Here is a 23,374-nt window from a genome sequence, read left to right as displayed (position 1 = left end):
ATTGCCAGTCCCGTTGGGACGGCTTTATTTTTCCCATTTGGGTAAGCAAAAAAGGAATATTGAATGGAAGATTTGAATGTTGTCGACAGCATAAATGGTGCGGGCACCTGGCTGGTCCGCAATCAGGAGCTGCTGTTAAGCTATGCCGTCAACATCGTTGCGGCCATCGCCATTGTCATTATCGGTATGATTGTGGCGCGCATCGTATCAAACACCGTTAACCGCCTGATGGTGGCACGTAAAATTGATGCAACCGTTGCTGACTTCCTCTCTGCACTGGTGCGTTACGGTATTATCGCGTTCACGCTGATTGCCGCTCTGGGTCGCGTTGGGGTACAAACCGCTTCTGTGATTGCCGTTCTCGGTGCCGCAGGTTTAGCCGTTGGTCTGGCGCTGCAAGGTTCGCTGTCCAACCTCGCCGCTGGCGTGCTGCTGGTGATGTTCCGTCCGTTCCGCGCAGGTGAGTATGTAGACCTCGGAGGCGTAGCGGGAACCGTACTCAACGTGCAGATTTTCTCCACGACTATGCGTACCGTAGACGGTAAGATTGTGGTGATCCCAAACGGTAAAATCATTGCCGGGAACATCATTAACTTCTCTCGTGAGCCGGTTCGTCGTAACGAATTTATCATCGGCGTGGCTTACGACTCCGATATCGATCAGGTGAAAAAAATCCTCACCGATATCATTCAGTCTGACGAGCGTATCCTTAAAGATCGTGAAATGACGGTGCGCCTGAATGAGCTGGGCGCTTCCTCGATTAATTTTGTGGTACGCGTCTGGAGCAACAGTAGCGATCTGCAAAGCGTTTACTGGGACGTACTGGAGCGTATTAAACGCGAGTTTGACGCCAACGGTATCAGCTTCCCGTACCCGCAGATGGATGTGAACTTCAAGCGTGTGAAAGAGAGCGCGGCAGAGTAATCGCGTGCCCGGTGGCGCTATCGCTTACCGGGCCCACAGGTTTTATAGACCGGATAAGGCGTCAGCCGTCATCCGGCATTTCCCCCTCCCCCCGTGGTATTAATTCTTCTTATCCCTGATTAAAATTATCCATTTCCGCTAATGTTTTCCCCGCGCTATAGTCTGCTCCTAAGAGAAACAGTTCGGGATGATTAACGTGTTATCGTATTATTTTCAAGGGCTTGCACTTGGTGCGGCTATGATACTTCCGCTCGGTCCGCAAAACGCCTTCGTGATGAATCAGGGGATCCGTCGCCAGTATCACATCATGATTGCTTTACTCTGCGCTATCAGCGACTTAGTGCTGATTTGCGCGGGGATCTTTGGCGGTAGCGCCTTGCTGATGCAGTCACCATGGCTGATGGCGCTTGTCACTTGGGGTGGGGTGGCATTTTTACTCTGGTACGGTTTCGGGGCGTTAAAAACGGCGATGAGCAGTAACCTGGAACTGGCCAGCGCCGAGGTGATGAAGCAGGGCCGCTGGAAAATTATCGCTACTATGCTGGCGGTGACATGGCTCAACCCCCATGTTTACCTGGATACCTTTGTGGTGCTGGGGAGTCTGGGAGGCCAACTGGACGTTGAGCCTAAGCGCTGGTTTGCGCTGGGTACCGTCAGCGCTTCGTTCCTGTGGTTCTTCGGCCTGGCATTGCTGGCGGCCTGGCTCGCTCCGCGTTTGCGCACTGCTAAAGCACAGCGGATCATCAATACCCTGGTAGGATTGGTGATGTGGTTTATCGCTTTTCAGTTGGCAAAAGAAGGTGTTGCGCACGTTCATGCGTTGTTCAACTAAGTGTTGTCTGATGGACAACGCAGCGAGATCGGCTAAGCTTGCCTGCATGTGCCCTGAGTTTCGGGGTAATTAATGAAACATGGAGGAACGACCGTGAAGTTCAAAATAATGGCCCTGGCGGCATTAGTCGGATTCAGCGCACTATCGGTACAGGCAAATGAGTTGCCAAATGGACCGCACATCGTGACTTCCGGAACGGCAAGCGTGGATGCGACACCAGACATCGCTACTCTGGCGATTGAAGTGAACGTTGCTGCAAAGGATGCGGCTTCAGCGAAGAAGCAGGCAGATGAGCGCGTGGCGCAATATCTGTCCTTCCTTGAACAGAACCAGATAGCGAAGAAAGATATTAGCGCGGCAAACCTGCGCACCCAGCCGGACTACGACTACCAGAATGGTAAAAGCGTCCTTAAAGGCTATCGTGCGGTACGTACCGTTGAGGTCACGCTGCGTCAGTTGGACAAACTCAACGCGCTGCTTGATGGTGCGCTGAAGGCCGGTCTGAATGAGATCCGTTCGGTATCGCTTGGCGTTGCCCAGCCGGATACTTACAAAGATAAAGCGCGTAAAGCAGCAATTGATGATGCTATTCATCAGGCTGAGCAGTTAGCTGCGGGCTTTAACAGCAAATTGGGGCCCGTTTACAGCGTGCGTTACCACGTTTCCAATTATCAACCGAGCCCGATGGTACGGATGATGAAAGCAGATGCAGCGCCTGCGACATCCGCTCAGGAAACCTACGAACAGCCGGTTATTCAGTTTGACGATCAGGTTGATGTGGTCTTCCAGATTGAGCCGACGGCGGGGCAGCCAGCAGCAACGCCAGCCAAAACCCAGTAATCATTGCAGACCCGGCTTTCCAGCCGGGTTTTTTCTGTGAGCAACTGTAAAAATGAGACCCCACATCCAGTCTTTTTTTTCGCCGTAATGAGGATAGGCCATAGCGATTTTTAAGGGGACGCTATGGATATTTTTATCTCGAAAAAGATGCGTAATTTCATTCTGCTGGCGCAAACCAATAACATTGCCAGAGCGGCAGAAAAAATACATATGACCGCATCGCCTTTCGGTAAAAGCATTGCCGCACTGGAGGATCAAATCGGCTATACGCTGTTTACCCGCAAAGATAACAACATCAGTCTGAATAAAGCCGGACAGGAACTGTATCAGAAGCTGTTTCCCGTTTATCAGCGCCTTTCTGCCATTGATAACGAAATCCATAACGCCTCTCGCCGCTCGCGGGAAATCGTCATCGGTATCGACAATACCTACCCAACGATTATTTTTGACCAGTTGATTAGCCTTGGTGACAAGTATGACGGCGTGACGGCTCAGGCCGTTGAATTCAGCGAGAATGGGGTGATTGATAACCTGTTCGATCGCAAACTGGATTTTATTATCTCGCCGCAGCACGTTTCCCCCCGCGTCCAGGAACTGGAGAATCTGGCGATTAGCGAGCTGCCTCCGCTGCGTCTGGGGTTTCTCGTTTCCCGGCGCTACGAAGAAAAACAGCCGCAGGATCTGCTGCGTGAGCTGCCCTGGCTGCAAATGCGCTTCCAGAATCGCGCCAACTTTGAGGCGATGCTGGATGCATACATGCGACCCTGCGGGATCAACCCGACGATTATCTACCGTCCGTATAGCTTTATGGCCAAGATTAGCGCGGTAGAGCGCGGGCAGTTTTTGACGGTAATCCCTCACTTCGCCTGGCGGCTGGTGAACCCGTCGACGTTAAAGTATTTCGATGCACCCGGCAGCCCCATGTATATGCAGGAGTTTCTCTATTCGCTGAAAAATCATCGCTATACCGCCACCATGCTCCAGCATATTGCTGAAGATCGTGACGGTAGCGCAAGTTAACCGAGCATCGATCCAGTCTCGAGAAGGTTGCGATGCAGATCGAACGCATGGCTGAGATCGTGATGGATATGCCCGCCGGGCGCTTTCTCCAGATAGCGGTGCAGATAATCCCGGTAAAGAGGGTGTGCACAGTTATCGATAATCGTGTGCGCCCGCTGCATCGGAGATAGCCCACGCAGATCGGCAATCCCTTGTTCGGTCACGATCACTTTAACGCTATGTTCGCTGTGGTCGACATGGCTGCACATCGGTACGATGGTGGAGATTTTCCCGCCTTTGGCAATCGACGGCGCCATAAAGATAGACAGGTAGGCATTGCGCTCGAAATCCCCGCTGCCGCCGATGCCATTCATCAGGTTCACCCCCGCAACGTGCGTGGAATTGGCATGGCCGTAGATATCAAACTCCAGACCGACGTTGAGCGCAATAACCCCCAGCCGACGGATGATCTCTGGGTTATTGGAGATCTCCTGCGGGCGCAGCACAATCCGGCTGGCGAAGAAGTCCATGTTGTCGTAAATCTTCTGTAGCGACGGGGCTGAAATGGTCAGGCTGGAGGCGCTGGCACCTGTTATCTTGCCCGTTTCCAGCAGATGCACCACCGACTCCTGCAACACCTCCGAATACATCATAAAGGGCGGGATATCCGGGTTCTCGCCCAGTCGCGCCATTACCGCGTTGTTGATATTGCCCACGCCGCTTTGTAAGGGTAGAAACTCAGCTGGAATACGTTTGTGAGCCATTTCTGCCAGCAGGAAAGTGACGACGTTATCGGCAATTTGCTGGCTGACCGGATTGGTTTTATCCGCCGCATTTCCGGCATCGGGCAGCTCGGTATCCACCACCGCAACCACCTTTTTGGGGTCTATCTGTACGCACTGACTGCCTACGCGATCCATGGTATGAAAAATGGGTACGCTGTTACGCCGTGGTGGCGCACCGGGTATCACGATGTCGGCAAACTCCGCCACACGCGGATTATGGTAATGATTCAGCTCGATTATCACCTTTTTCGCCCGCAGCAGCCAGGTGGGTGCATTGCCAATACCGCTGGAAAGCCAAATCCGGCCATCTGGCGCGATAGCGGAGGCTTCAATGACGGCAACATCGATTTCGCCAAAAAAACCGTAATTAACCATTTGCGCCACTTCACTCAAATGGAGATCGACAAACCTCACCTGGCCCTGATTAATTTTCTCGCGCAGGCCCGATGACGTTTGATAAGGCGCACGCCAGGAAACGGCATCCGCCGCGGATAGAACATCATCAGCGGCGGCACCAATTGATGCTCCGGTCAGCAGGCGGATCTGAAAAGGCTGCCCGTTCTGATGCCGTTCGCAGGCGCGTTGGGCAATTGCGCTGGGTAACGCTTTGGGTGAACCCGCAGGGGTAAAGCCGCTAAACGCCACCATATCATCGTGCTGGATAATTTCTGCCGCCTGTTCGGCGCTCATCCGTTTCATGGCCGTCTCCTTCCTCGGACGTGATTAATGGCCAACAAAATTAGGTTTACGTTTTTCCATAAACGCGTTCATCCCTTCCTGATAATCCTCGCTGTCGTACACCGCGCGGCGCATGCCCTGAATACGCTCGAACTCATCGGAATTCATGGTGTGCGCTTCACCCAGCACGCGAAGTTCTTCTTTGATGACGGCGATGGCCAGCGGTGCTTTTTCCGAGATGTGGTGCGCCATTTGCAGAGTGAAATCTTCCAGTTCCTCGACGGGCACGACATGGTTAAGGATCCCGACCGCCATGGCGCGTTGAGCGGTGATGGGCGAAGCGGTAAAAATCAGCTCTTTCACGATGTGAAAACCAGCGTCGCGGGTCAGGTTGTGGATGCCCACCAGGTTATACGGTACGCCAAGGTTGACTGGGGTCATTGAGAAGGTGGACGTTTCAGCGGCGATGATGAGATCGGAACTCATGATCATTTCAAACGCGCCGCCCCAGACGCTGCCTTCGACCATGGAGATCACCGGTTTCGGATATTTTTGGATCATACGGGTTATCTGACGCAGCGGATCGTCATAGGAGAGCGGATCGCGACGTCCGGTCGGGAGTTCATGAATATCATGCCCGGCAGAAAACACTTTGGCCCCGCTCGGGGCGCGCAGAATGATGCAGCGAATGTCCGCACGATTGAGATCGCTCAGCGCCTGCATCAGATCGTCAATAAACACTTTACTCAGGGCATTGAGCTTGCGGGCGTAATTGAACTCAATAACCGCGACTTTCTGGATGATGACCACGTTGACGTATTGATAAGACATAATGTTCTCTTTATTGAAAGTAATGATGCTGAATAAATTCGCTGATGTGCCGCAGACCGGTGCGTGGCGAAAGATCATTGTTTTTGACGGCCTGTAGCGTCTGCTGGAAATAGCGGTCGAAATCAGTGCGGGCAAACAACAGATGCAGGGCTTCTTCTTCAGCCTGCTGGTGTAACCAGTCCACCGCCTGCTGCTGGCGAACTTTTCCCAGTTTACCGCTGGCGGTCAGGCACGTTTTAAAATCGGTTATTGCTTGCCAGACCTCCTCAATGCCGCGTTTTTCCAGGGCGCTACAGGTTAATACCCGCGGCTGCCACTCGTCATATTTACGGCGCAGAATATGCAGGGCGGATTCGTACATATGGCGGGCAATGGCAACGCTGGTATGGTTATCACCGTCGTCCTTATTGATGACGACCAGATCCGCCATTTCCATCAGGCCTTTTTTGATGCCCTGTAAATCGTCGCCACCGCCAGCGATTTGCAGTGAGATAAAGCAATCCACCATGCCTGCGACTTCGGTTTCTGACTGCCCTACGCCGACGGTTTCTACAATCACCACGTCAAAGCCAGCCGCTTCGCACAGCAGCATTAATTCCCGGGCGCGCTGACTGGCACCGCCTAAATGACCGCTGGAAGGGACCGGTCGAATAAACGCAGATTCGGCGCGGGCCAGCTCCGTCATGCGGGTTTTATCGCCAAGAATGCTGCCGCCGCTGACCGGGCTGCTGGGATCGACGGCGATCACCGCTACCCGTAATCCGTGGCGGATAAGCAACATGCCGAATGCTTCCAGGAAAGTGCTTTTGCCCGCGCCCGGCGTACCGGTGATCCCTAAGCGCAGGGCGTTACCGGTGAACGGCATAATCGCGTCCAGCAATTGCGTACTCAGCGGCTGGTGGCGCGGGTGGTTGCTTTCGACCAGCGTCATCGCCTGGGCGAGCGTAGCCCGTTCACCGAGTCGCAAACGACGGACGGTATCTTCAAGCGTGGCGGCGTTAATCATGATGCTGACTGATACGGGTTAACACATCGCGGACGCTGTCGAGCATTGGTGTGCCGGGGCCATAAATGGCTGCCACGCCATGTTCGTGCAGGAAAGCGTAATCCTGCGGCGGAATAACACCTCCTGCTACCACGCAGATATCTTCACGCCCCCATTTTTTGAGTGCGGTAACCAGTTCCGGGATCAGCGTTTTATGGCCGGCGGCCAGCGATGAGGCACCAATCACATGCACATCGTTTTCTACCGCCAGGCGGGCGATCTCTTCCGGTGTGGAGAACATCGGGCTGAGATCGACATCAAAGCCGAGATCGGAGTAGGCGCTGGCGATCACCTTCGCGCCGCGATCGTGGCCGTCCTGACCCATCTTGGCGATCAGAATACGCGGGCGGCGGCCATTTTCCGCGAGGAACTGTTCGGTTTGCGCAACGATGGTATCGAACTCATCGGCGGATTTATCAGACTGATGATAGCTTTGCGCAATCACTCCGGTGACGCACTGGCTGGGAACCAGATACCGATCAAAAGCGACTTCCAGCGCGTCGGAGATTTCACCCAGCGTGGCGCGAACGCGGGCGGCGTTGACGGCAGCAGCCAGCAGGTTTTCATTATGTTGCGCGGCGTGGGTCAGCGCGGATAGCGCGGTCTTGACGGCATCGTTGTTGCGGGTGGTGCGGATATGTTTCAGCGAGGCAATCTGCTCGTTGCGCACCTTCACGTTGTCGATCTCCAGTACCGACGTCTCGTCTTCTTTATCCAGCTTGTACTTATTGACGCCGACGATAACGCGCTTACCCTGGTCGATCAGCGACTGTTCACGCGCGGAAGCTTCTTCGATCATCCGTTTAGGGAGCCCGGCTTCGATCGCTTTCGCCATGCCGCCTGCCTCATCAATCTGTTTGATGATCGTGCGTGCCTGCTTCACGATTTGATCGGTGAGTGACTCGACGTAATACGATCCGGCCAGCGGATCGACGGTGCGGCAGATCTCTGATTCTTCCTGAATGATGATTTGCGTATTACGCGCAATACGGGCGGAGAAATCGGTGGGCAGACCGAGCGCTTCATCAAAGGCGTTGGTATGCAGCGACTGGGTACCGCCAAGCGTAGCGCCGAGTGCTTCAATGGTAGTACGCACCACGTTGTTGTACGGGTCCTGCTCGGTCAGGCTCCAGCCGGACGTCTGGCAGTGGGTACGCAGAGCGAGAGATTTCGGGTTGGTCGCACCAAAGCTACTGACCGCTTCACTCCACAAATAGCGCGCTGCGCGCAGCATGGCGACGTTCATAAACAGATCCATGCCGATACCGAAGAAGAACGACAGGCGCGGGGCGAAGTCATCAATTTTTAGTCCGGCGGAGAGTGCGGCTTTGATGTATTCAATACCGTCTGCCAGCGTAAACGCTACCTGCTGCACGCAGTTCGCTCCGGCTTCACCCATGTGATAGCCGCTGATGCTGATGGTGTTAAAGCGCGGCATGTTGCCGGAGCACCAGGCGATGATGTCGGCGATAATGCGCATGGACGGTTTTGGTGGATAAATGTAGGTGTTGCGGCACAGGTACTCTTTCAGGATATCGTTCTGAATGGTTCCGGTGAGTTGTTCCGGCGTTACGCCTTGTTCTTCTGCAGCGACGATATAAAACGCCAGCACCGGTAGAACCGCGCCGTTCATAGTCATCGATACCGACATCTTATCCAGCGGGATCTGGTCGAACAGTATCTTCATATCTTCGACGGTATCGATCGCCACGCCCGCTTTGCCGACGTCACCCGCCACGCGCGGGTTGTCAGAGTCATATCCACGATGGGTGGCAAGGTCAAAGGCGACGGAAAGCCCTTTTTGCCCGGCGGCGAGGTTGCGGCGGTAAAAGGCGTTGGACTCTTTGGCGGTAGAGAAACCAGCGTATTGACGAATGGTCCACGGCTGCGCGGTATACATGGTGGCGCGCGGGCCACGCACGTAAGGCGGCAGACCGGGAAGGGTGCCCGTGACTTCCAGATTATCGAGGTCTTCTTCGGTGTACAGCGGCTTGATGGCAATCCCTTCCGCCGTCTGTCTTTCCAGCGACTCGACGGTTTTTTCCCGTCGACTGAGTTCTTTATTGGCGAGTGTTTGCCACTCCTGCACGTTTGCCATTTTTTGCTCCGTATTACGCAATAAGTTGAATCTTTGCGAATACGGTGAGCTTTTTCATTTGGCTTGTCGCCAGCAAAAAATAGCCAACAGGGCGTCGTTTTTTGCCGCGTGGCGTGTTTGATTTTGTGATTTATTTCAAAGACGTGGCGGGAATAGCATGAAAAGAGGGTAAAAGACTTGTCGGCCGGATAGGGCGTTACGCCACCATCCGGCACTCAGAGGTTATGAGCGGTTTAATCCTGACGCAGTACGTTGTGACCATAGGCCAGCAGCGCATCGGTGACGTTGCGCATCATGCGGCTTTCCGGCGCAAAACGGTGCCAGTACAGCATCCGGCGCTGGAACAGGCCCGGCGTTAAGTCGATAAGCTCGCCGCTTTCCAGTTCTTTCTCAATCTGCAAGTGGGGGATCATGCAACAGGTCGTTCCCTGACGCGCCAATTGAACAAAGGCTTCAGACGAGTTAACGATATGGCACGGCACGCTGCCCGGCGGCAGGTCGAAGTTTTGTTGCAGGAACGCCTGGTGCATATCATCAAGATGGTCAAACGCTACCGCTGGAGCTTTCAGCAGGGCAGAGCGGGTGACGCCGTTAGGGAAATAACGCTCGGCGAAAGGTTTAGAGCCAACAAACAGGTAGTCCAGCGCGCCGAGTTTATCCACCAGACAGCTTGGCAGCGCCTGATGTTGAATACTCACCGCACCGACCACTTCACCACGACGCAGACGTTCCTGAGTTCGGGTTTCATCCTCAACCTGCAAGTTAAGCCGAATCGGCGAATTTGCCAGTACCGGAGCCAGCGCCGGAAGCAACCAGGTCGCCAGACTGTCGGCGTTCACCGCCAGTGAGAGCAGCAGCGGCGTCGAACCGGTTTGTTCATCACCCAGCCACTCGTCTTCCAGCAGTTCAACTTGACGCAAAAGCGCCAGTAGTTTTTGCCCCTGTTCGGTTGGGCGTGGTGGTACGGTACGCACCAGCAGCGGTTGTCCGAACATATTCTCAAGCTGTTTTATGCGCTGTGAAACCGCGGATTGCGTGATGCACAGCTTTTGCGCCGCGCGCTCAAATCCTCGTTCACGAATAACCGCATCCAGTGCTTGTAGTGTTCTGTAGTCCGGACGTTTCATTGCTTTGACGCACTCCTGAAAATTTTGCTTGTTCTGCACTATGACACAAATTTAGGTTGGGTAAAGACGAAATCCGCCGCTTGCGAGCGGGTGTGGGAACATTTTTCTGCACAATGTTCTATAATGCGCGTGAATTTTCCCACCATATTCACACCACAGGCGAAACGATCATGACGCAGGATGAACTGAAAAAAGCAGTAGGATGGGCGGCACTTCAGTATGTACAGCCCGGTACCATTGTGGGCGTAGGTACAGGTTCAACAGCCGCACACTTTATTGATGCGCTGGGCACAATGAAAGGTCAGATTGAAGGTGCGGTATCCAGTTCGGACGCTTCAACCGAAAAACTCAAAAGCCTCGGTATCCACGTGTTCGATCTTAACGAAGTGGACAGCCTCGGCGTATACGTTGACGGCGCGGATGAAATCAACGGCCACATGCAGATGATCAAGGGCGGCGGCGCAGCGTTGACCCGTGAAAAAATTATTGCTTCCGTGGCGAAGAAATTTATCTGCATTGCCGACGCGTCCAAAGAAGTCGATATTCTCGGTAACTTCCCGCTGCCGGTTGAAGTGATCCCAATGGCGCGCAGCGCTGTGGCTCGCCAGTTGGTGAAGCTGGGCGGTCGTCCTGAATACCGTCAGGGCGTAGTGACGGACAATGGTAACGTGATCCTTGATGTACACGGTCTGGAGATCCTCGATGCCATCGCGATGGAAAACGCCATCAATGCGATTCCGGGCGTGGTAACCGTCGGTCTGTTTGCCAACCGTGGTGCGGATGTCGCGCTGATCGGTACGCCAGACGGCGTGAAAACTATCGTAAAATGATCTGACGGGAGTGTCTTCTCCCGTTAAAAAAATTTTGGCAGGGCAAATTTGGTGACTTGTGTCACGTTTATAATATTGTCCTGCCGATCTCTCCAAAGAAAAAGTTATCGCCAGTATTTTCCTCTGACATTTCTCTCTGAATGACATTTCTTCAGCACGGCGACGCAAACGTTCATATTGCCGCAATATTATTTTTTGATATGTTGAAGAGACGGATGAAAATCCCACACACAACACATCAGTTTGAACAAAAAAAGACAGGGTCGGGGAAATGGCAAAGGTATCACTGGAGAAAGATAAGATTAAATTTCTGCTGGTTGAAGGCGTGCATCAAAAAGCGCTCGAAAGCCTTCGTGCAGCAGGTTATACCAACATCGAGTTTCATAAAGGCGCTCTGGACACTGAACAACTGAAAGAGTCCATCCGTGATGCCCACTTCATTGGCCTGCGATCCCGTACCCATCTGACTGAAGATGTGATTGACGCCGCAGAGAAACTGGTCGCGATTGGCTGCTTCTGTATCGGCACCAACCAGGTTGATCTCAGCGCTGCGGCAAAGCGCGGGATCCCCGTGTTTAATGCGCCATTCTCTAACACGCGTTCCGTTGCGGAACTGGTGATTGGCGAACTGCTGCTCCTGCTACGCGGCGTACCCGAAGCAAACGCCAAAGCACACCGCGGCGTGTGGAATAAACTGGCTACCGGCTCGTTTGAAGCGCGTGGCAAAAAACTGGGGATCATCGGCTACGGCCACATTGGTACTCAGCTAGGCATTCTGGCGGAATCGCTGGGGATGCACGTCTATTTCTATGATATTGAAAATAAACTCCCGCTCGGCAACGCCACGCAGGTGCAGCATCTTTCCGACCTGCTCAATATGAGCGACGTGGTCAGTTTGCACGTACCGGAAAATGCCTCCACCAAAAATCTGATGGGCGCGCGTGAGATTGCCTTGATGAAACCAGGCGCGCTGCTGATTAACGCCGCACGCGGCACAGTTGTTGATATTCCTGCGCTGTGCGACGCGTTAGCGACCAAGCACCTGGCAGGGGCAGCAATCGACGTATTCCCAACCGAGCCGGCAACCAACAGCGATCCTTTCACTTCGCCGCTGTGTGATTTCGACAACGTGATCCTGACGCCGCACATTGGTGGTTCAACGCTGGAAGCACAGGAAAACATCGGTCTGGAAGTGGCTGGGAAACTGACCAAGTATTCCGACAACGGCTCTACGCTGTCTGCAGTTAACTTCCCGGAAGTTTCGCTGCCGCTGCACGGCGGTCGTCGTCTGATGCACATTCACGAAAACCGTCCGGGCGTACTGACTGCGCTGAACCAGATTTTTGCCGAGCAGGGCGTCAACATTGCCGCGCAGTATCTGCAGACTTCCGCACAGGTAGGTTACGTGGTTATTGATATTGAAGCGGATGAAGATGTGGCAGAGAAAGCGCTGCTGGCGATGAAAGCCCTTCCGGGAACCATTCGCGCTCGTCTGCTGTACTGATTTCATCTACATGGGCAGGCGGTTGACCTGCCCATCTTCCCTCTGATTTCCCGGCCTCAAAATCTCTTCCTGTCACGCATACATTCTGTTTTCGAGCCTTGCCGTAATTGGCAAAAAAAGCTACCACTCCCAGATTTTGGATGGCGTCACCACCGCAGGCAGTGGGATATCCCATTCTTCGACAGGCAGCTTTTCCACTCGCTGACAATCGTGCGCGTAGCCTACGGGCTGGATCTTATGCTGCTGCCAGTTTTGCAACGTACGGTCATAAAATCCACCGCCCATACCCAGGCGTTGCCCGACCTCATCAAACGCCACTAACGGCGTAATCAGTACATCCAGTTGTGAGAGCGGCAATACGTCACGTACATCAAGTCGTGGTTCCTGGATCTTTAAGCGATTGGTTACCAGGTCGCTGTGCGGATGATAGTGCAGGAACAGCAGGTTGCCAGGGCTGAAGGGATGAAGAACTGGAAGATAGACGCGCTTGCCCGCTCGCCACAGCTGATCTATTAGCGGCTGGGTATCGAGTTCGCCATCGAACGAGAGGAATACCGCCACGGTATGAGCGAGTACAACAGGGGGATAACTGAGCATTCGGGTCGCGGCTTGCTGACCGTATTGTCGTTGCTGTTCGGAAGTAAGCGCACGACGACGCTGCCGAATCAGTTGACGGATTTCTTGCCGGGATAAAGGGAGTTCAGAAAGTAATGTCATGGCTGTTGCCAGGTAGAAGGGAATCTCCGAGATGCCGCCGCAGGCTGTAACCCTTGAACCCTTGGTTCAAGGTGAATGCGTCGTCACAGTTTTAAGGCTTCTCGGACGGGCCGAGCATGCTCACCAACCGTGGAGCGCCACATTCTTGTGGTATGAAATATCGGCTCAGGGGACTGGCCCGCTTGCAAACATCTCAGAGAAATTTTGTCTTCACGGTCACTCTACCACAGTAAACCGAAAAGTGTTATTCAAAGTTTTGGCCCGTTTTTTCGGTTATGCGACCCTGATCAAGCAACGCCTGTTCGATGGTCTGTTGTAGCATCCGAATACGTTGTTCCATGCTCGCCGCGTACTCACGCGTCTTCGCTTTTTCCTGAGTTAATTCATAGCTGATGTTCAACGCGGCGATGAAAACCAACTGCTCAGTATTTGTGACTCTAGTGCGAACTTTCAGATCTTGCAATCGCTGATTGAGATCGTCCGCAGCCTGATTCAACGCATCCCTTTGTTCAGGCGGGCAATTCACTCGCAGTGAACGGCCAAATATTTGGATATCGACGGGTTGTGCAGACATGCCACCTTCCTGCTGATTGACTGCGCTGCCTTCGTCTCCAGACCGTGGGTCCGCGAAGGGGCGACACTATAGCTACCCTGGTATCAAGATACAAGCCCTTTTCTGGTCCACCAGGGTCCAAAGTGGTAGCATACCATGAATATTCCTCCCTTTGATGACGAATGCTTATGTCTATACAGAACGAAATGCCTGGTTACAACGAAGTTAGCCAGTTTTTGAACCAACAAGGGGCTGGATTAACCCCGGCCGAAATGCACGGCTTGATAAGCGGAATGATTTGCGGCGGAAATAACGACAGCTCATGGCAGCCGCTGCTGCACGACCTGACGAACGAAGGTCTGGCCTTTGGTCACGAGCTGGCTCAGGCGCTGCTGAAAATGCACTCAGCCACCAGTGATGCCCTCGAAGACGACGGCTTCCTTTTTCAGCTTTATCTGCCTGAAGGGGATGACGTCAGCGTGTTCGATCGCGCCGATGCGCTGGCGGGATGGGTAAACCACTTTTTACTGGGCCTTGGCGTCACGCAACCGAAGCTCGACAAAGTGACCGGCGAAACCGGGGAAGCGATTGACGACCTGCGCAATATCGCTCAATTGGGATATGACGAAGACGAAGATCAGGAAGAGCTGGAAATGTCGCTCGAAGAGATCATCGAATACGTGCGCGTAGCCGCCTTGCTGTGTCATGACACGTTTACGCGTCAGCAGCCGACCGCGCCGGAAGTCCGTAAACCGACTCTGCACTAAGAACGAAACGCAAAGGAGAGTGTGATGAGCGAGATATCTCAGCAAGAATTCCAGCGTCGTCGCCAGGCTTTACTGGCACAAATGCAGCCCGGCAGCGCCGCGCTGATTTTTGCCGCACCGGAAACGACGCGTAGCGCGGACAGTGAATACCCTTACCGCCAAAGCAGTGATTTCTGGTACTTCACCGGTTTTAACGAACCTGAAGCCGTGCTGGTGCTGATCAAAAGTGATGACACTCATAACCACAGCGTTTTGTTCAATCGGGTTCGCGATCTGACGGCGGAGATCTGGTTTGGCCGCCGTCTAGGCCAGGATGCTGCCCCGGCAAAACTTGGCGTTGACCGGGCGCTGGCCTTCAGTGAAATCAATCAACAGCTGTATTTGCTGCTCAATGGTCTGGACGCGGTATACCACGCCCAGGGCGAGTATGCCTGGGCCGACGAGATTGTGTGCACGGCGCTGGATAAACTGCGCAAAGGCTCCAGACAAAATCTGCACGCGCCTGCCGCGATTATCGACTGGCGTCCGATGGTGCATGAAATGCGCCTGTTCAAATCACCGGAAGAAATCGCGGTCATGCGTCGTGCCGGAGAAATCACCGCACTGGCGCATACCCGCGCGATGGAAAAATGCTGTCCGGGAATGTTTGAATACCAGTTAGAAGGGGAGATTCACCATGAATTTACCCGTCATGGCGCGCGTTATCCGTCCTATAACACGATTGTCGGCAGCGGTGAAAACGGCTGTATCCTGCATTACACCGAAAATGAAAGTGAAATGCGCGATGGCGATTTGGTGCTGATTGACGCTGGCTGTGAATACAAAGGCTATGCGGGTGACATTACGCGTACCTTCCCGGTAAACGGTAAATTTACCCCAGCACAGCGTGAAATCTACGATATCGTACTGGAATCCTTAGAGACCAGCCTGCGTCTGTATCGTCCCGGAACGTCCATTCAGGAAGTCACTGGCGAAGTGGTGCGTATCATGATTACGGGCCTGGTGCAGCTTGGCATTCTGCACGGTGATGTCGATCAGTTGATTACCGAAAATGCGCACCGCCCATTCTTTATGCATGGTCTAAGTCACTGGCTGGGTCTGGATGTGCACGACGTCGGCGTTTATGGTCAGGACCGCTCACGTATTCTTGAGCCGGGAATGGTACTCACCGTCGAACCGGGACTGTATATCGCGCCGGATGCTGATGTACCACCGGCTTATCGTGGTATCGGCATTCGTATTGAGGATGACATCCTCATCACCGAGGACGGCAATGAAAACCTGACCGCCAGCGTAGTGAAGAAAGCTGATGACATTGAAGCCTTAATGGCTGCGGCGCGACTGCAATGAGTGTGATTATCGTTGGTGGTGGTATGGTTGGCGCGACGCTGGCGCTGGCCATTTCTCAGCTCAGCCATGGGACTCTGCCGGTTCATCTGATAGAAGCGAGCGAACCTGAAACTGACCGCCATCCCGGGTTTGACGCCCGGGCGATCGCGCTGGCGGCAGGAACCTGCCAACAGCTGGCGCGAATTGGCGTATGGCAGGCGATTGCAGATTGCGCAACGGCCATTAAAACGGTTCACGTCAGCGATCGCGGCCATGCCGGATTTGTGACGCTGGATGCGCAGGAATACCGTATTCCTGCTCTGGGCCAGGTGGTAGAACTGCACGACGTCGGGCTGCGTCTGTTTGCGCTGCTGCGCAAAGCACCGGGTGTCACATTGCACTGCCCCGACCGCGTAGCCAGCGTGTCGCGCACGCAGGAGCGCGTTGAAGTGACGCTGGAGAATGGCGAGATGATTACCGGCCGCCTGCTGGTGGCTGCTGACGGCACGCGTTCCGCACTGGCGACTGCCTGCGGTGTTGACTGGCTGCAACAGCCTTATGAGCAACTGGCGGTGATTGCCAACGTCACGACTTCTGTACCGCACGACGGGCGAGCGTTTGAACGCTTCACGCAATATGGCCCGCTGGCAATGCTGCCAATGTCTGACGGTCGCTGCTCGCTGGTGTGGTGCCATCCACTGGAGCAGCGTGATGAGATCATGACCTGGTCCGACGAACAGTTTTGCCGTGAACTACAAACCGCTTTTGGCTGGCGACTGGGACGTATTACCCAGGCTGGTAAACGCAGCGCTTATCCGCTTTCGTTAACTACGGCGCTGAAAGCGATTACCCATCGTACCGTGCTGGTAGGGAACGCCGCCCAGACGCTGCATCCCATTGCCGGGCAAGGTTTCAACCTTGGCCTGCGCGATGTAATGAGCCTTGCTGAGACGCTGACGCAGGCGCAAAACGGCGCGGAAGATGTCGGTGATTATGCGGTGCTGGCACGTTATCAGCAGCGCCGCGAGCGCGATCGCGAGACGACGATTGGTGTGACCAACAATTTAGTGTATTTGTTTGCCAATCACTGGGCCCCGCTGGTTGTTGGGCGCAATATCGGGTTGATGGCGATGGAATTATTCACCCCTGCGCGCGATGCGCTGGCGGAGCGGACCCTGGGTTGGGTTGCACGATAAATATGACCTGTAGGTCGGATAAGGCAACGCCGACATCCGGCAAGGGTCCCCGCAAAAATGCCTGATGGCGCTGCGCTTATCAGGCCTACGGATTACAGGTTTCGAGGTATAAACAGTGCAAAGTGTTGATGTAGCAATTGTTGGTGGCGGCATGGTGGGACTGGCGGTTGCCTGCGGCCTGCAGGGCAGCGGGTTGCGCGTTGCGGTGTTAGAACAACATGTTCCGCAGCCGTTGGCGGCGGATGCTCCTCCTCAGCTTCGCGTTTCGGCCATTAATGCAGCCAGCGAAAAACTGCTTACCCGTCTTGGCGTCTGGTCCGACATTGTTGCTCGTCGCGCTTGCTGCTACCACGGCATGGAAGTCTGGGACAAAGACAGCTTTGGACGTATTGCGTTTGATGACCAGAGCATGGGCTACAGCCATTTGGGTCACATCGTTGAAAACTCAGAAATCCATTATGCACTGTGGCAAAAGGCGCAGCGTTCAGCGGATATTACGATGATGGCGCCAGCTGAAATACAGCAGGTGGCCTGGGGCGAGAACGAAGCATTTCTGAGCCTCAAAGATGGCACAATGCTGACGGCGCGTCTGGTCGTCGGTGCCGATGGCGCTAATTCCTGGCTGCGCAATAAAGCGGACATTCCGCTCACCTTCTGGGACTACCGTCATCATGCGCTGGTGGCGACTATCCGTACGCAGGAAGCTCACGGTGCGGTTGCGCGTCAGGCGTTTCATGGCGAGGGGATTCTGGCATTCCTGCCACTCAGCGATCCGCTCCTGTGCTCTATCGTCTGGTCGCTCTCGCCGCAGGAAGCAGAACGTATGCAGCAGGCAAGCGTTGACGAGTTTAATCAGGCGCTGAATATCGCCTTTGATAATCGTCTGGGGCTGTGCAGCCTTGAAAGCGAACGTCAGGCGTTTCCGCTGACGGGACGTTATGCCCGCCAGTTCGCGGCCCATCGTCTGGCGCTGGTGGGGGATGCGGCGCATACCATCCACCCGCTGGCGGGTCAGGGGGTTAACCTTGGCTTTATGGATGCGGCGGAACTGATCGATGAGCTTAAGCGGCTACAGCGTCAGGGAAAAGATATTGGTCAGTATCTCTATTTACGCCGCTACGAGCGCAGCCGTAAGCATAGCGCAGCGCTGATGCTGGCGGGGATGCAGGGTTTCCGTGAACTGTTTGCAGGCGAGAATCCGGCGAAAAAACTGCTACGCGATATTGGGCTGAAACTGGCCGATACCCTCCCGGGCGTAAAACCACAACTCATCCGTCAGGCGATGGGACTGAACGATCTTCCCGAGTGGTTACGTTAGTGTCCGTAAGGACAATCTTAAGAGTTTGAGACCCGTCACACTTTCCTCTCCCGGCCTTCGCGCCGGGGTGCTTCTCTCATTTGAAATAATCTAATTCCACTCCTTTTTTCGCATTAGTTTTTCTAATTTTACGTTTTTTTCATAACGCCATTTTTGACATTTTTTCCACATTTAATATGGATTGGTGCTGTAATTTTGCGCTTATATTCGTTTGTTGTTCTGATTAATTGTTATGTGTATGGAGTTTTATTCTGTTAGCGATCTGGCTGTTTTTCGCCATAAGCTAATGTGATGGTTAATTTTGACTTATGGTTTAGCGTCTGTTTCGGTGGTAAGTTCAGGACAAAGAGAACGTTTGCGTCGTAGCCCCTGGAGCGGCTGCGGTGCTGGGTTTCGTGGCGAAAATTTCACCGCGAAAGAGTTGGTAGCCCCGCTTATTCAACGAGGAAAAGATGGCTCAACAGACTCCTTTGTACGAACAACACACGCTATGTGGCGCGCGCATGGTCGATTTCCACGGCTGGATGATGCCACTGCATTACGGTTCTCAGCTCGATGAACACCATGCTGTTCGCACCGACGCCGGAATGTTTGATGTGTCGCATATGACCATCGTCGACCTGCGCGGTAGCCGCACCCGGGAGTTCTTGCGTTATCTGCTGGCAAACGACGTCGCGAAGCTAACGAAGACGGGTAAAGCCCTCTACTCCGGGATGCTCAACGCTTCGGGCGGCGTGATAGATGACCTGATTGTCTACTACTTCACTGAAGATTTCTTCCGCCTCGTTGTAAACTCCGCCACCCGCGAAAAAGACCTCTCCTGGATTACCCAACACGCTGAACCTTACGCCATCGACATCACCGTTCGTGACGACCTGTCGCTGATTGCGGTGCAGGGTCCAAACGCGCAGGAAAAAGCAGCTACGTTGTTTACTGACGAGCAGCGTCATGCGGTTGAAGGCATGAAGCCGTTTTTCGGCGTTCAGGCAGGTGATTTGTTTATCGCAACCACCGGTTATACCGGCGAAGCAGGTTATGAAATTGCCATGCCGAATGAAAAGGCGGCAGATTTCTGGCGTGCGCTGGTTCAGGCTGGTGTCAAACCTTGCGGTCTCGGCGCGCGTGACACCCTGCGTCTGGAAGCGGGTATGAACCTGTATGGCCAGGAGATGGACGAAGGTATTTCTCCGCTGGCGGCCAACATGGGCTGGACCATCGCGTGGGAACCGGCTGACCGCGACTTTATTGGTCGTGAAGCGCTGGAAATGCAGCGTGAAAAAGGCCACGAACAGCTGGTCGGGCTGGTGATGACTGAGAAGGGCGTGCTGCGTAATGAACTGCCGGTGCGTTTCACCGATGCTTCTGGCAACCAGCATGAAGGCATTATCACCAGTGGCACATTCTCCCCAACCCTGGGTTACAGCATCGCGTTGGCGCGTGTGCCTGCGGGTATCGGTGAGACTGCGATCGTACAGATCCGTAACCGTGAAATGCCGGTAAAAGTGACTAAACCTGTTTTTGTGCGTAACGGCAAAGCCGTCGCGTAATTCATCCTTTTTTGGAGATTGATTGATGAGCAACGTACCTGCAGAACTGAAATACAGCAAAGAACACGAATGGCTGCGCAAAGAAGCTGACGGCTCTTACACCGTTGGTATCACCGAACACGCTCAGGAGCTGTTAGGTGACATGGTTTTCGTTGACCTGCCAGAAGTTGGCGCCACCGTCAGCGCGGGCGATGATTGCGCCGTTGCGGAGTCCGTAAAAGCGGCATCCGATATCTATGCGCCAGTAGGCGGTGAGATTGTTGCGGTTAACGATGCGCTCAGCGACTCCCCGGAACTGGTCAACAGCGAGCCGTATGCGGGTGGCTGGATTTTCAAAATCAAAGCCAGCGATGAAAGCGAAATTGAATCGCTGTTGGATGCGACCGCATACGAAGCTTTGTTAGAAGACGAGTAAATACGCTTTTGCCGGATGGCGCTGCGCTTATCCGGCCTACAAAGCATGCGTAGGCCCGGTAAGCGCTAGCGCCACCGGGCACGTAGACAGAGACCATCACGATTCACTGCACGTTTCAGGAACCATCGCCCATGACACAGACGTTAAGCCAGCTTGAAAACAGCGGCGCTTTCATTGAACGCCACATCGGACCGGACGCCGCGCAGCAGCAAGAGATGCTGAATGCGGTTGGCGCCGAGTCGTTAAACGCGCTGATCGGCCAGATTGTGCCGAAAGACATTCAGCTCGCAACCCCGCCACAGGTGGGCGAGGCGGCGACCGAATACGCTGCGCTGGCTGAATTAAAAGCCATCGCCGGGCGTAACAAGCGCTTCACGTCCTACATTGGCATGGGCTACACCGCCGTGCAGTTGCCACCGGTTATTCAGCGTAACATGCTGGAAAACCCAGGCTGGTACACCGCATATACGCCGTATCAGCCGGAAGTCTCCCAGGGACGACTGGAAGCTTTGCTGAACTTCCAACAGGTCACACTGGACCTGACGGGCCTGGATATGGCTTCTGCTTCTCTGCTGGATGAAGCCACTGCGGCTGCTGAAGCCATGGCGATGGCCAAACGTGTCAGCAAACTGAAAAATGCCAACCGTTTCTTTGTGGCGGCTGATGTTCACCCGCAAACGCTGGACGTGGTTCGCACCCGTGCAGAAACCTTTGGCTTTGACGTCATTGTTGATGACGCGGCGAAAGCACTGGATCACCAGGATGTGTTTGGCGTGCTGTTGCAGCAGGTTGGCACCACCGGTGAAGTACACGACTACAGCAAACTGATTGCCGAGCTGAAATCCCGTAAAGTTGTGGTCAGTGTCGCTGCCGACTTTATGGCGCTGGTACTGCTGACTGCACCGGGCAAACAGGGCGCGGATATTGTTTTCGGCTCTGCGCAACGCTTCGGCGTTCCGATGGGTTACGGCGGCCCACACGCGGCATTCTTCGCCGCTAAAGACGAATTCAAACGCTCCATGCCAGGCCGTATTATCGGCGTATCGAAAGATGCGGCGGGCAATACCGCACTGCGCATGGCGATGCAGACTCGCGAGCAGCATATCCGCCGCGAGAAAGCGAACTCCAACATTTGTACCTCGCAGGTTCTGCTGGCCAACATCGCCAGCCTGTATGCCGTTTATCATGGTCCGGTTGGCCTGAAACGTATCGCTAATCGCATCCACCGCCTGACTGATATTCTGGCGGCCGGTCTGCAGCAGAAAGGGCTGAAGCTGCGCCATGCGCACTACTTCGACACTCTGTGTGTTGAAGTGGCCGACAAAGCGGCTGTTCTGGCGCGTGCCGAAGCGGCAGAAATCAACCTGCGTAGCGATATCCATAACGCGGTAGGTATTACGCTTGATGAAACCACCACCCGTGAAAACGTGGTGCAGTTGTTCAATGTTCTGCTGGGCGACAGCCACGGTTTGAATATCGATACGCTGGATAAAGATGTGGCGCTCGACAGCCGTTCCATTCAGGACAGCATGCTGCGTGACGATGCGATCCTCAGCCATCCGGTGTTTAATCGCTATCACAGCGAAACCGAGATGATGCGCTACATGCACTCGCTGGAGCGCAAAGATCTGGCGCTGAACCAGGCAATGATCCCGCTGGGTTCTTGCACCATGAAGCTGAACGCTGCCGCCGAGATGATCCCTATCACCTGGCCGGAATTCGCTGAACTTCACCCGTTCTGCCCGCCAGAGCAGGCAGAAGGTTATCACCAGATGATCGGCCAGCTTTCCGAGTGGCTGGTAAAACTGACCGGTTATGACGCCGTCTGCATGCAGCCGAACTCCGGCGCGCAGGGCGAGTATGCGGGTCTGCTGGCGATTCGTCACTATCACGAAAGCCGTAACGAAGGCCATCGCGATATCTGTCTGATCCCGGCTTCTGCCCACGGCACCAATCCGGCATCCGCACAGATGGCGGGGATGCAGGTAGTGGTTGTCGCCTGTGATAAGAACGGCAACATTGACCTGGACGATCTGCGAGCAAAAGCAGAACAACATGCTGCGAACCTCTCCTGCATCATGGTGACCTATCCGTCTACTCACGGCGTGTATGAAGAAACGATCCGTGAAGTGTGCGACGTTGTACACCAGTTTGGCGGCCAGGTTTACCTTGATGGCGCGAACATGAACGCTCAGGTTGGGATCACCACGCCAGGCTTTATCGGCGCAGATGTCTCGCACCTCAACCTGCATAAAACATTCTGCATTCCGCACGGCGGCGGCGGCCCAGGTATGGGACCGATTGGCGTCAAATCACATTTGGCACCGTTCGTACCAGGTCACAGCGTAGTGCAGATTGAAGGAATGCTCACCCGTCAGGGCGCAGTTTCTGCGGCGCCGTTCGGTAGCGCATCTATTCTGCCAATCAGCTGGATGTACATCCGTATGATGGGCGCAGAAGGTCTGAAGCAGGCAAGCCAGGTGGCGATCCTTAATGCTAACTACATTGCCAGCCGTCTGAAAGATGCTTATCCGGTACTGTATACCGGTCGCGACGGTCGCGTGGCGCATGAATGTATTCTCGACATTCGCCCACTGAAAGAAGAGACCGGCATCAGCGAACTGGATATTGCCAAGCGTCTGATCGATTACGGTTTCCATGCGCCGACTATGTCATTCCCGGTCGCGGGTACCCTGATGGTTGAACCGACTGAATCTGAAAGCAAAGTGGAACTTGATCGCTTTATCAATGCGATGCTGGCAATCCGCGCTGAAATCGATCGCGTGAAAGCCGGTGAATGGTCACTGGAAGATAACCCGCTGGTTAACTCGCCGCACACGCAAAACGAGCTTGTCGCGGAGTGGAATCACGGTTATAGCCGCGAAATCGCCGTCTTCCCGGCTGGTGTGGCGAACAAATACTGGCCGACCGTGAAACGCCTTGATGATGTTTACGGTGACCGTAACCTGTTCTGCTCCTGCGTGCCGATGAGCGAATATCAGTAACTTTTCCGCGCAGTAAAGCTTTTGTAGGCCGGGT

At 54.3% G+C, this 23,374-nt stretch carries 20 protein-coding genes and 1 other RNA gene; 13 read left to right on the top strand and 8 right to left on the bottom strand.

The window, feature by feature from the left end; genetic code table 11:
* The first annotated feature begins 63 nt into the window (after window positions 1–63).
* From OGX89_RS16375 to srsR, 4 genes are all read left to right on the top strand, one after another.
* Window positions 64–924, top strand: coding sequence for a small-conductance mechanosensitive channel MscS (locus tag OGX89_RS16375; RefSeq protein WP_003825461.1), 861 nt, complete (start codon window positions 64–66; stop codon window positions 922–924).
* 196 nt (window positions 925–1,120) lie between these two features.
* A complete protein-coding gene (gene argO / locus OGX89_RS16370; RefSeq protein WP_003027005.1) occupies window positions 1,121–1,756 on the top strand; it encodes an arginine exporter ArgO in 636 nt (211 codons plus the stop codon).
* A gap of 93 nt (window positions 1,757–1,849) precedes the next feature.
* Entirely contained in the window at window positions 1,850–2,596 is a 747-nt protein-coding gene (locus OGX89_RS16365; protein WP_003825465.1) for an oxidative stress defense protein, read from the top strand.
* Window positions 2,597–2,719: 123 nt separating this feature from the next.
* Window positions 2,720–3,616 (top strand): LysR family transcriptional regulator SrsR, encoded by an 897-nt coding sequence (srsR, locus tag OGX89_RS16360; RefSeq protein ID WP_003026999.1) that lies wholly within the window; start codon window positions 2,720–2,722, stop codon window positions 3,614–3,616.
* Here the strand turns inward: srsR and scpC are convergent.
* The 5 genes from scpC to argP all read right to left on the bottom strand — a co-directional run bounded on the left by scpC (window position 3,613) and on the right by argP (window position 10,159).
* Window positions 3,613–5,079, bottom strand: a complete 1,467-nt coding sequence (gene scpC / locus OGX89_RS16355; protein WP_048225482.1) for a succinyl-CoA:acetate CoA-transferase ScpC — start codon at window positions 5,077–5,079, stop codon at window positions 3,613–3,615. The two genes, srsR and scpC, sit on opposite strands and share 4 nt — an antisense overlap.
* 24 nt (window positions 5,080–5,103) lie before the next feature.
* Window positions 5,104–5,889, bottom strand: coding sequence for a methylmalonyl-CoA decarboxylase (scpB, locus tag OGX89_RS16350; protein WP_003825473.1), 786 nt, complete (start codon window positions 5,887–5,889; stop codon window positions 5,104–5,106).
* A 10-nt stretch (window positions 5,890–5,899) separates the two neighbouring features.
* The gene (meaB, locus tag OGX89_RS16345) at window positions 5,900–6,895 is read right to left on the bottom strand and encodes a methylmalonyl Co-A mutase-associated GTPase MeaB (protein WP_003825474.1); all 996 of its coding nucleotides are present in this window, start codon (window positions 6,893–6,895) and stop codon (window positions 5,900–5,902) included.
* Window positions 6,888–9,032, bottom strand: coding sequence for a methylmalonyl-CoA mutase (gene scpA / locus OGX89_RS16340; protein ID WP_206160005.1), 2,145 nt, complete (start codon window positions 9,030–9,032; stop codon window positions 6,888–6,890). Before scpA ends, meaB begins: the two co-directional genes overlap by 8 nt.
* 233 nt (window positions 9,033–9,265) lie before the next feature.
* Window positions 9,266–10,159 (bottom strand): DNA-binding transcriptional regulator ArgP, encoded by an 894-nt coding sequence (gene argP, locus OGX89_RS16335; RefSeq protein WP_003825477.1) that lies wholly within the window; start codon window positions 10,157–10,159, stop codon window positions 9,266–9,268.
* A 170-nt stretch (window positions 10,160–10,329) separates the two neighbouring features.
* Between argP and rpiA the strand changes: the two genes are divergently transcribed.
* On the top strand, window positions 10,330–10,989 hold the full coding sequence (gene rpiA / locus OGX89_RS16330; protein ID WP_003825479.1) for a ribose-5-phosphate isomerase RpiA: 660 nt from the start codon (window positions 10,330–10,332) through the stop codon (window positions 10,987–10,989).
* A gap of 271 nt (window positions 10,990–11,260) precedes the next feature.
* Window positions 11,261–12,493: a phosphoglycerate dehydrogenase gene (serA, locus tag OGX89_RS16325; RefSeq protein WP_003825480.1), complete on the top strand. Its 1,233-nt coding sequence runs from the start codon at window positions 11,261–11,263 to the stop codon at window positions 12,491–12,493.
* 120 nt (window positions 12,494–12,613) lie between these two features.
* Here the strand turns inward: serA and OGX89_RS16320 are convergent, their stop codons facing one another.
* The 3 genes from OGX89_RS16320 to zapA all read right to left on the bottom strand — a co-directional run bounded on the left by OGX89_RS16320 (window position 12,614) and on the right by zapA (window position 13,784).
* The gene (locus OGX89_RS16320) at window positions 12,614–13,210 is read right to left on the bottom strand and encodes a 5-formyltetrahydrofolate cyclo-ligase (protein ID WP_003825482.1); all 597 of its coding nucleotides are present in this window, start codon (window positions 13,208–13,210) and stop codon (window positions 12,614–12,616) included.
* A 19-nt stretch (window positions 13,211–13,229) separates the two neighbouring features.
* Window positions 13,230–13,413: non-coding RNA, 6S RNA (gene ssrS / locus OGX89_RS16315), on the bottom strand.
* A gap of 41 nt (window positions 13,414–13,454) precedes the next feature.
* The gene (gene zapA / locus OGX89_RS16310) at window positions 13,455–13,784 is read right to left on the bottom strand and encodes a cell division protein ZapA (RefSeq protein ID WP_003026980.1); all 330 of its coding nucleotides are present in this window, start codon (window positions 13,782–13,784) and stop codon (window positions 13,455–13,457) included.
* A gap of 167 nt (window positions 13,785–13,951) precedes the next feature.
* Here zapA and OGX89_RS16305 point away from each other — a divergent pair, with 167 nt between their 5' ends.
* The 7 genes from OGX89_RS16305 (at window position 13,952) to gcvP (ending at window position 23,340) form a co-directional block, all read left to right on the top strand.
* Complete coding sequence (locus OGX89_RS16305) at window positions 13,952–14,530, top strand: YecA/YgfB family protein (RefSeq protein WP_003026978.1); 579 nt, start codon at window positions 13,952–13,954, stop codon at window positions 14,528–14,530.
* 24 nt (window positions 14,531–14,554) lie between these two features.
* On the top strand, window positions 14,555–15,880 hold the full coding sequence (pepP, locus tag OGX89_RS16300; RefSeq protein ID WP_126956605.1) for a Xaa-Pro aminopeptidase: 1,326 nt from the start codon (window positions 14,555–14,557) through the stop codon (window positions 15,878–15,880).
* Entirely contained in the window at window positions 15,877–17,055 is a 1,179-nt protein-coding gene (gene ubiH / locus OGX89_RS16295) for a 2-octaprenyl-6-methoxyphenyl hydroxylase (protein WP_126956607.1), read from the top strand. The genes pepP and ubiH overlap by 4 nt, the downstream gene beginning before the upstream one ends.
* A 115-nt stretch (window positions 17,056–17,170) precedes the next feature.
* The gene (gene ubiI, locus OGX89_RS16290) at window positions 17,171–18,373 is read left to right on the top strand and encodes an FAD-dependent 2-octaprenylphenol hydroxylase (RefSeq protein ID WP_126956609.1); all 1,203 of its coding nucleotides are present in this window, start codon (window positions 17,171–17,173) and stop codon (window positions 18,371–18,373) included.
* A gap of 452 nt (window positions 18,374–18,825) precedes the next feature.
* Window positions 18,826–19,920 carry a glycine cleavage system aminomethyltransferase GcvT gene (gene gcvT / locus OGX89_RS16285; protein WP_003825494.1) on the top strand — a complete coding sequence of 365 codons (1,095 nt, stop codon included), beginning with the start codon at window positions 18,826–18,828 and terminating at the stop codon, window positions 19,918–19,920.
* Window positions 19,921–19,945: 25 nt separating this feature from the next.
* A complete protein-coding gene (gene gcvH / locus OGX89_RS16280; protein ID WP_003026965.1) occupies window positions 19,946–20,335 on the top strand; it encodes a glycine cleavage system protein GcvH in 390 nt (129 codons plus the stop codon).
* A 131-nt stretch (window positions 20,336–20,466) separates the two neighbouring features.
* Window positions 20,467–23,340, top strand: a complete 2,874-nt coding sequence (gcvP, locus tag OGX89_RS16275; protein WP_279892147.1) for an aminomethyl-transferring glycine dehydrogenase — start codon at window positions 20,467–20,469, stop codon at window positions 23,338–23,340.
* The last annotated feature ends 34 nt before the right edge of the window (window positions 23,341–23,374 follow it).

This window comes from Citrobacter sp. Cpo103, assembly GCF_030332605.1.
Classification (GTDB): Bacteria; Pseudomonadota; Gammaproteobacteria; order Enterobacterales; family Enterobacteriaceae; genus Citrobacter; species Citrobacter portucalensis.
Note: the sequence above shows the minus strand (reverse complement) of the source record. Positions and strands in the feature narration are given on the sequence as shown.

Coding starts and splice junctions, on each gene's coding strand:
- OGX89_RS16375 (WP_003825461.1), top strand. CDS start 64: ATGGAAGATTTGAATGTTGTCGACAGCATAAATGGTGCGGGCACCTGG.
- meaB (WP_003825474.1), bottom strand. CDS start 6,895: ATGATTAACGCCGCCACGCTTGAAGATACCGTCCGTCGTTTGCGACTC.
- OGX89_RS16305 (WP_003026978.1), top strand. CDS start 13,952: ATGTCTATACAGAACGAAATGCCTGGTTACAACGAAGTTAGCCAGTTT.
- OGX89_RS16320 (WP_003825482.1), bottom strand. CDS start 13,210: ATGACATTACTTTCTGAACTCCCTTTATCCCGGCAAGAAATCCGTCAA.
- scpA (WP_206160005.1), bottom strand. CDS start 9,032: ATGGCAAACGTGCAGGAGTGGCAAACACTCGCCAATAAAGAACTCAGT.
- srsR (WP_003026999.1), top strand. CDS start 2,720: ATGGATATTTTTATCTCGAAAAAGATGCGTAATTTCATTCTGCTGGCG.
- gcvH (WP_003026965.1), top strand. CDS start 19,946: ATGAGCAACGTACCTGCAGAACTGAAATACAGCAAAGAACACGAATGG.
- scpC (WP_048225482.1), bottom strand. CDS start 5,079: ATGAAACGGATGAGCGCCGAACAGGCGGCAGAAATTATCCAGCACGAT.
- rpiA (WP_003825479.1), top strand. CDS start 10,330: ATGACGCAGGATGAACTGAAAAAAGCAGTAGGATGGGCGGCACTTCAG.
- argP (WP_003825477.1), bottom strand. CDS start 10,159: ATGAAACGTCCGGACTACAGAACACTACAAGCACTGGATGCGGTTATT.
- pepP (WP_126956605.1), top strand. CDS start 14,555: ATGAGCGAGATATCTCAGCAAGAATTCCAGCGTCGTCGCCAGGCTTTA.
- ubiH (WP_126956607.1), top strand. CDS start 15,877: ATGAGTGTGATTATCGTTGGTGGTGGTATGGTTGGCGCGACGCTGGCG.
- scpB (WP_003825473.1), bottom strand. CDS start 5,889: ATGTCTTATCAATACGTCAACGTGGTCATCATCCAGAAAGTCGCGGTT.
- gcvP (WP_279892147.1), top strand. CDS start 20,467: ATGACACAGACGTTAAGCCAGCTTGAAAACAGCGGCGCTTTCATTGAA.
- gcvT (WP_003825494.1), top strand. CDS start 18,826: ATGGCTCAACAGACTCCTTTGTACGAACAACACACGCTATGTGGCGCG.
- zapA (WP_003026980.1), bottom strand. CDS start 13,784: ATGTCTGCACAACCCGTCGATATCCAAATATTTGGCCGTTCACTGCGA.
- serA (WP_003825480.1), top strand. CDS start 11,261: ATGGCAAAGGTATCACTGGAGAAAGATAAGATTAAATTTCTGCTGGTT.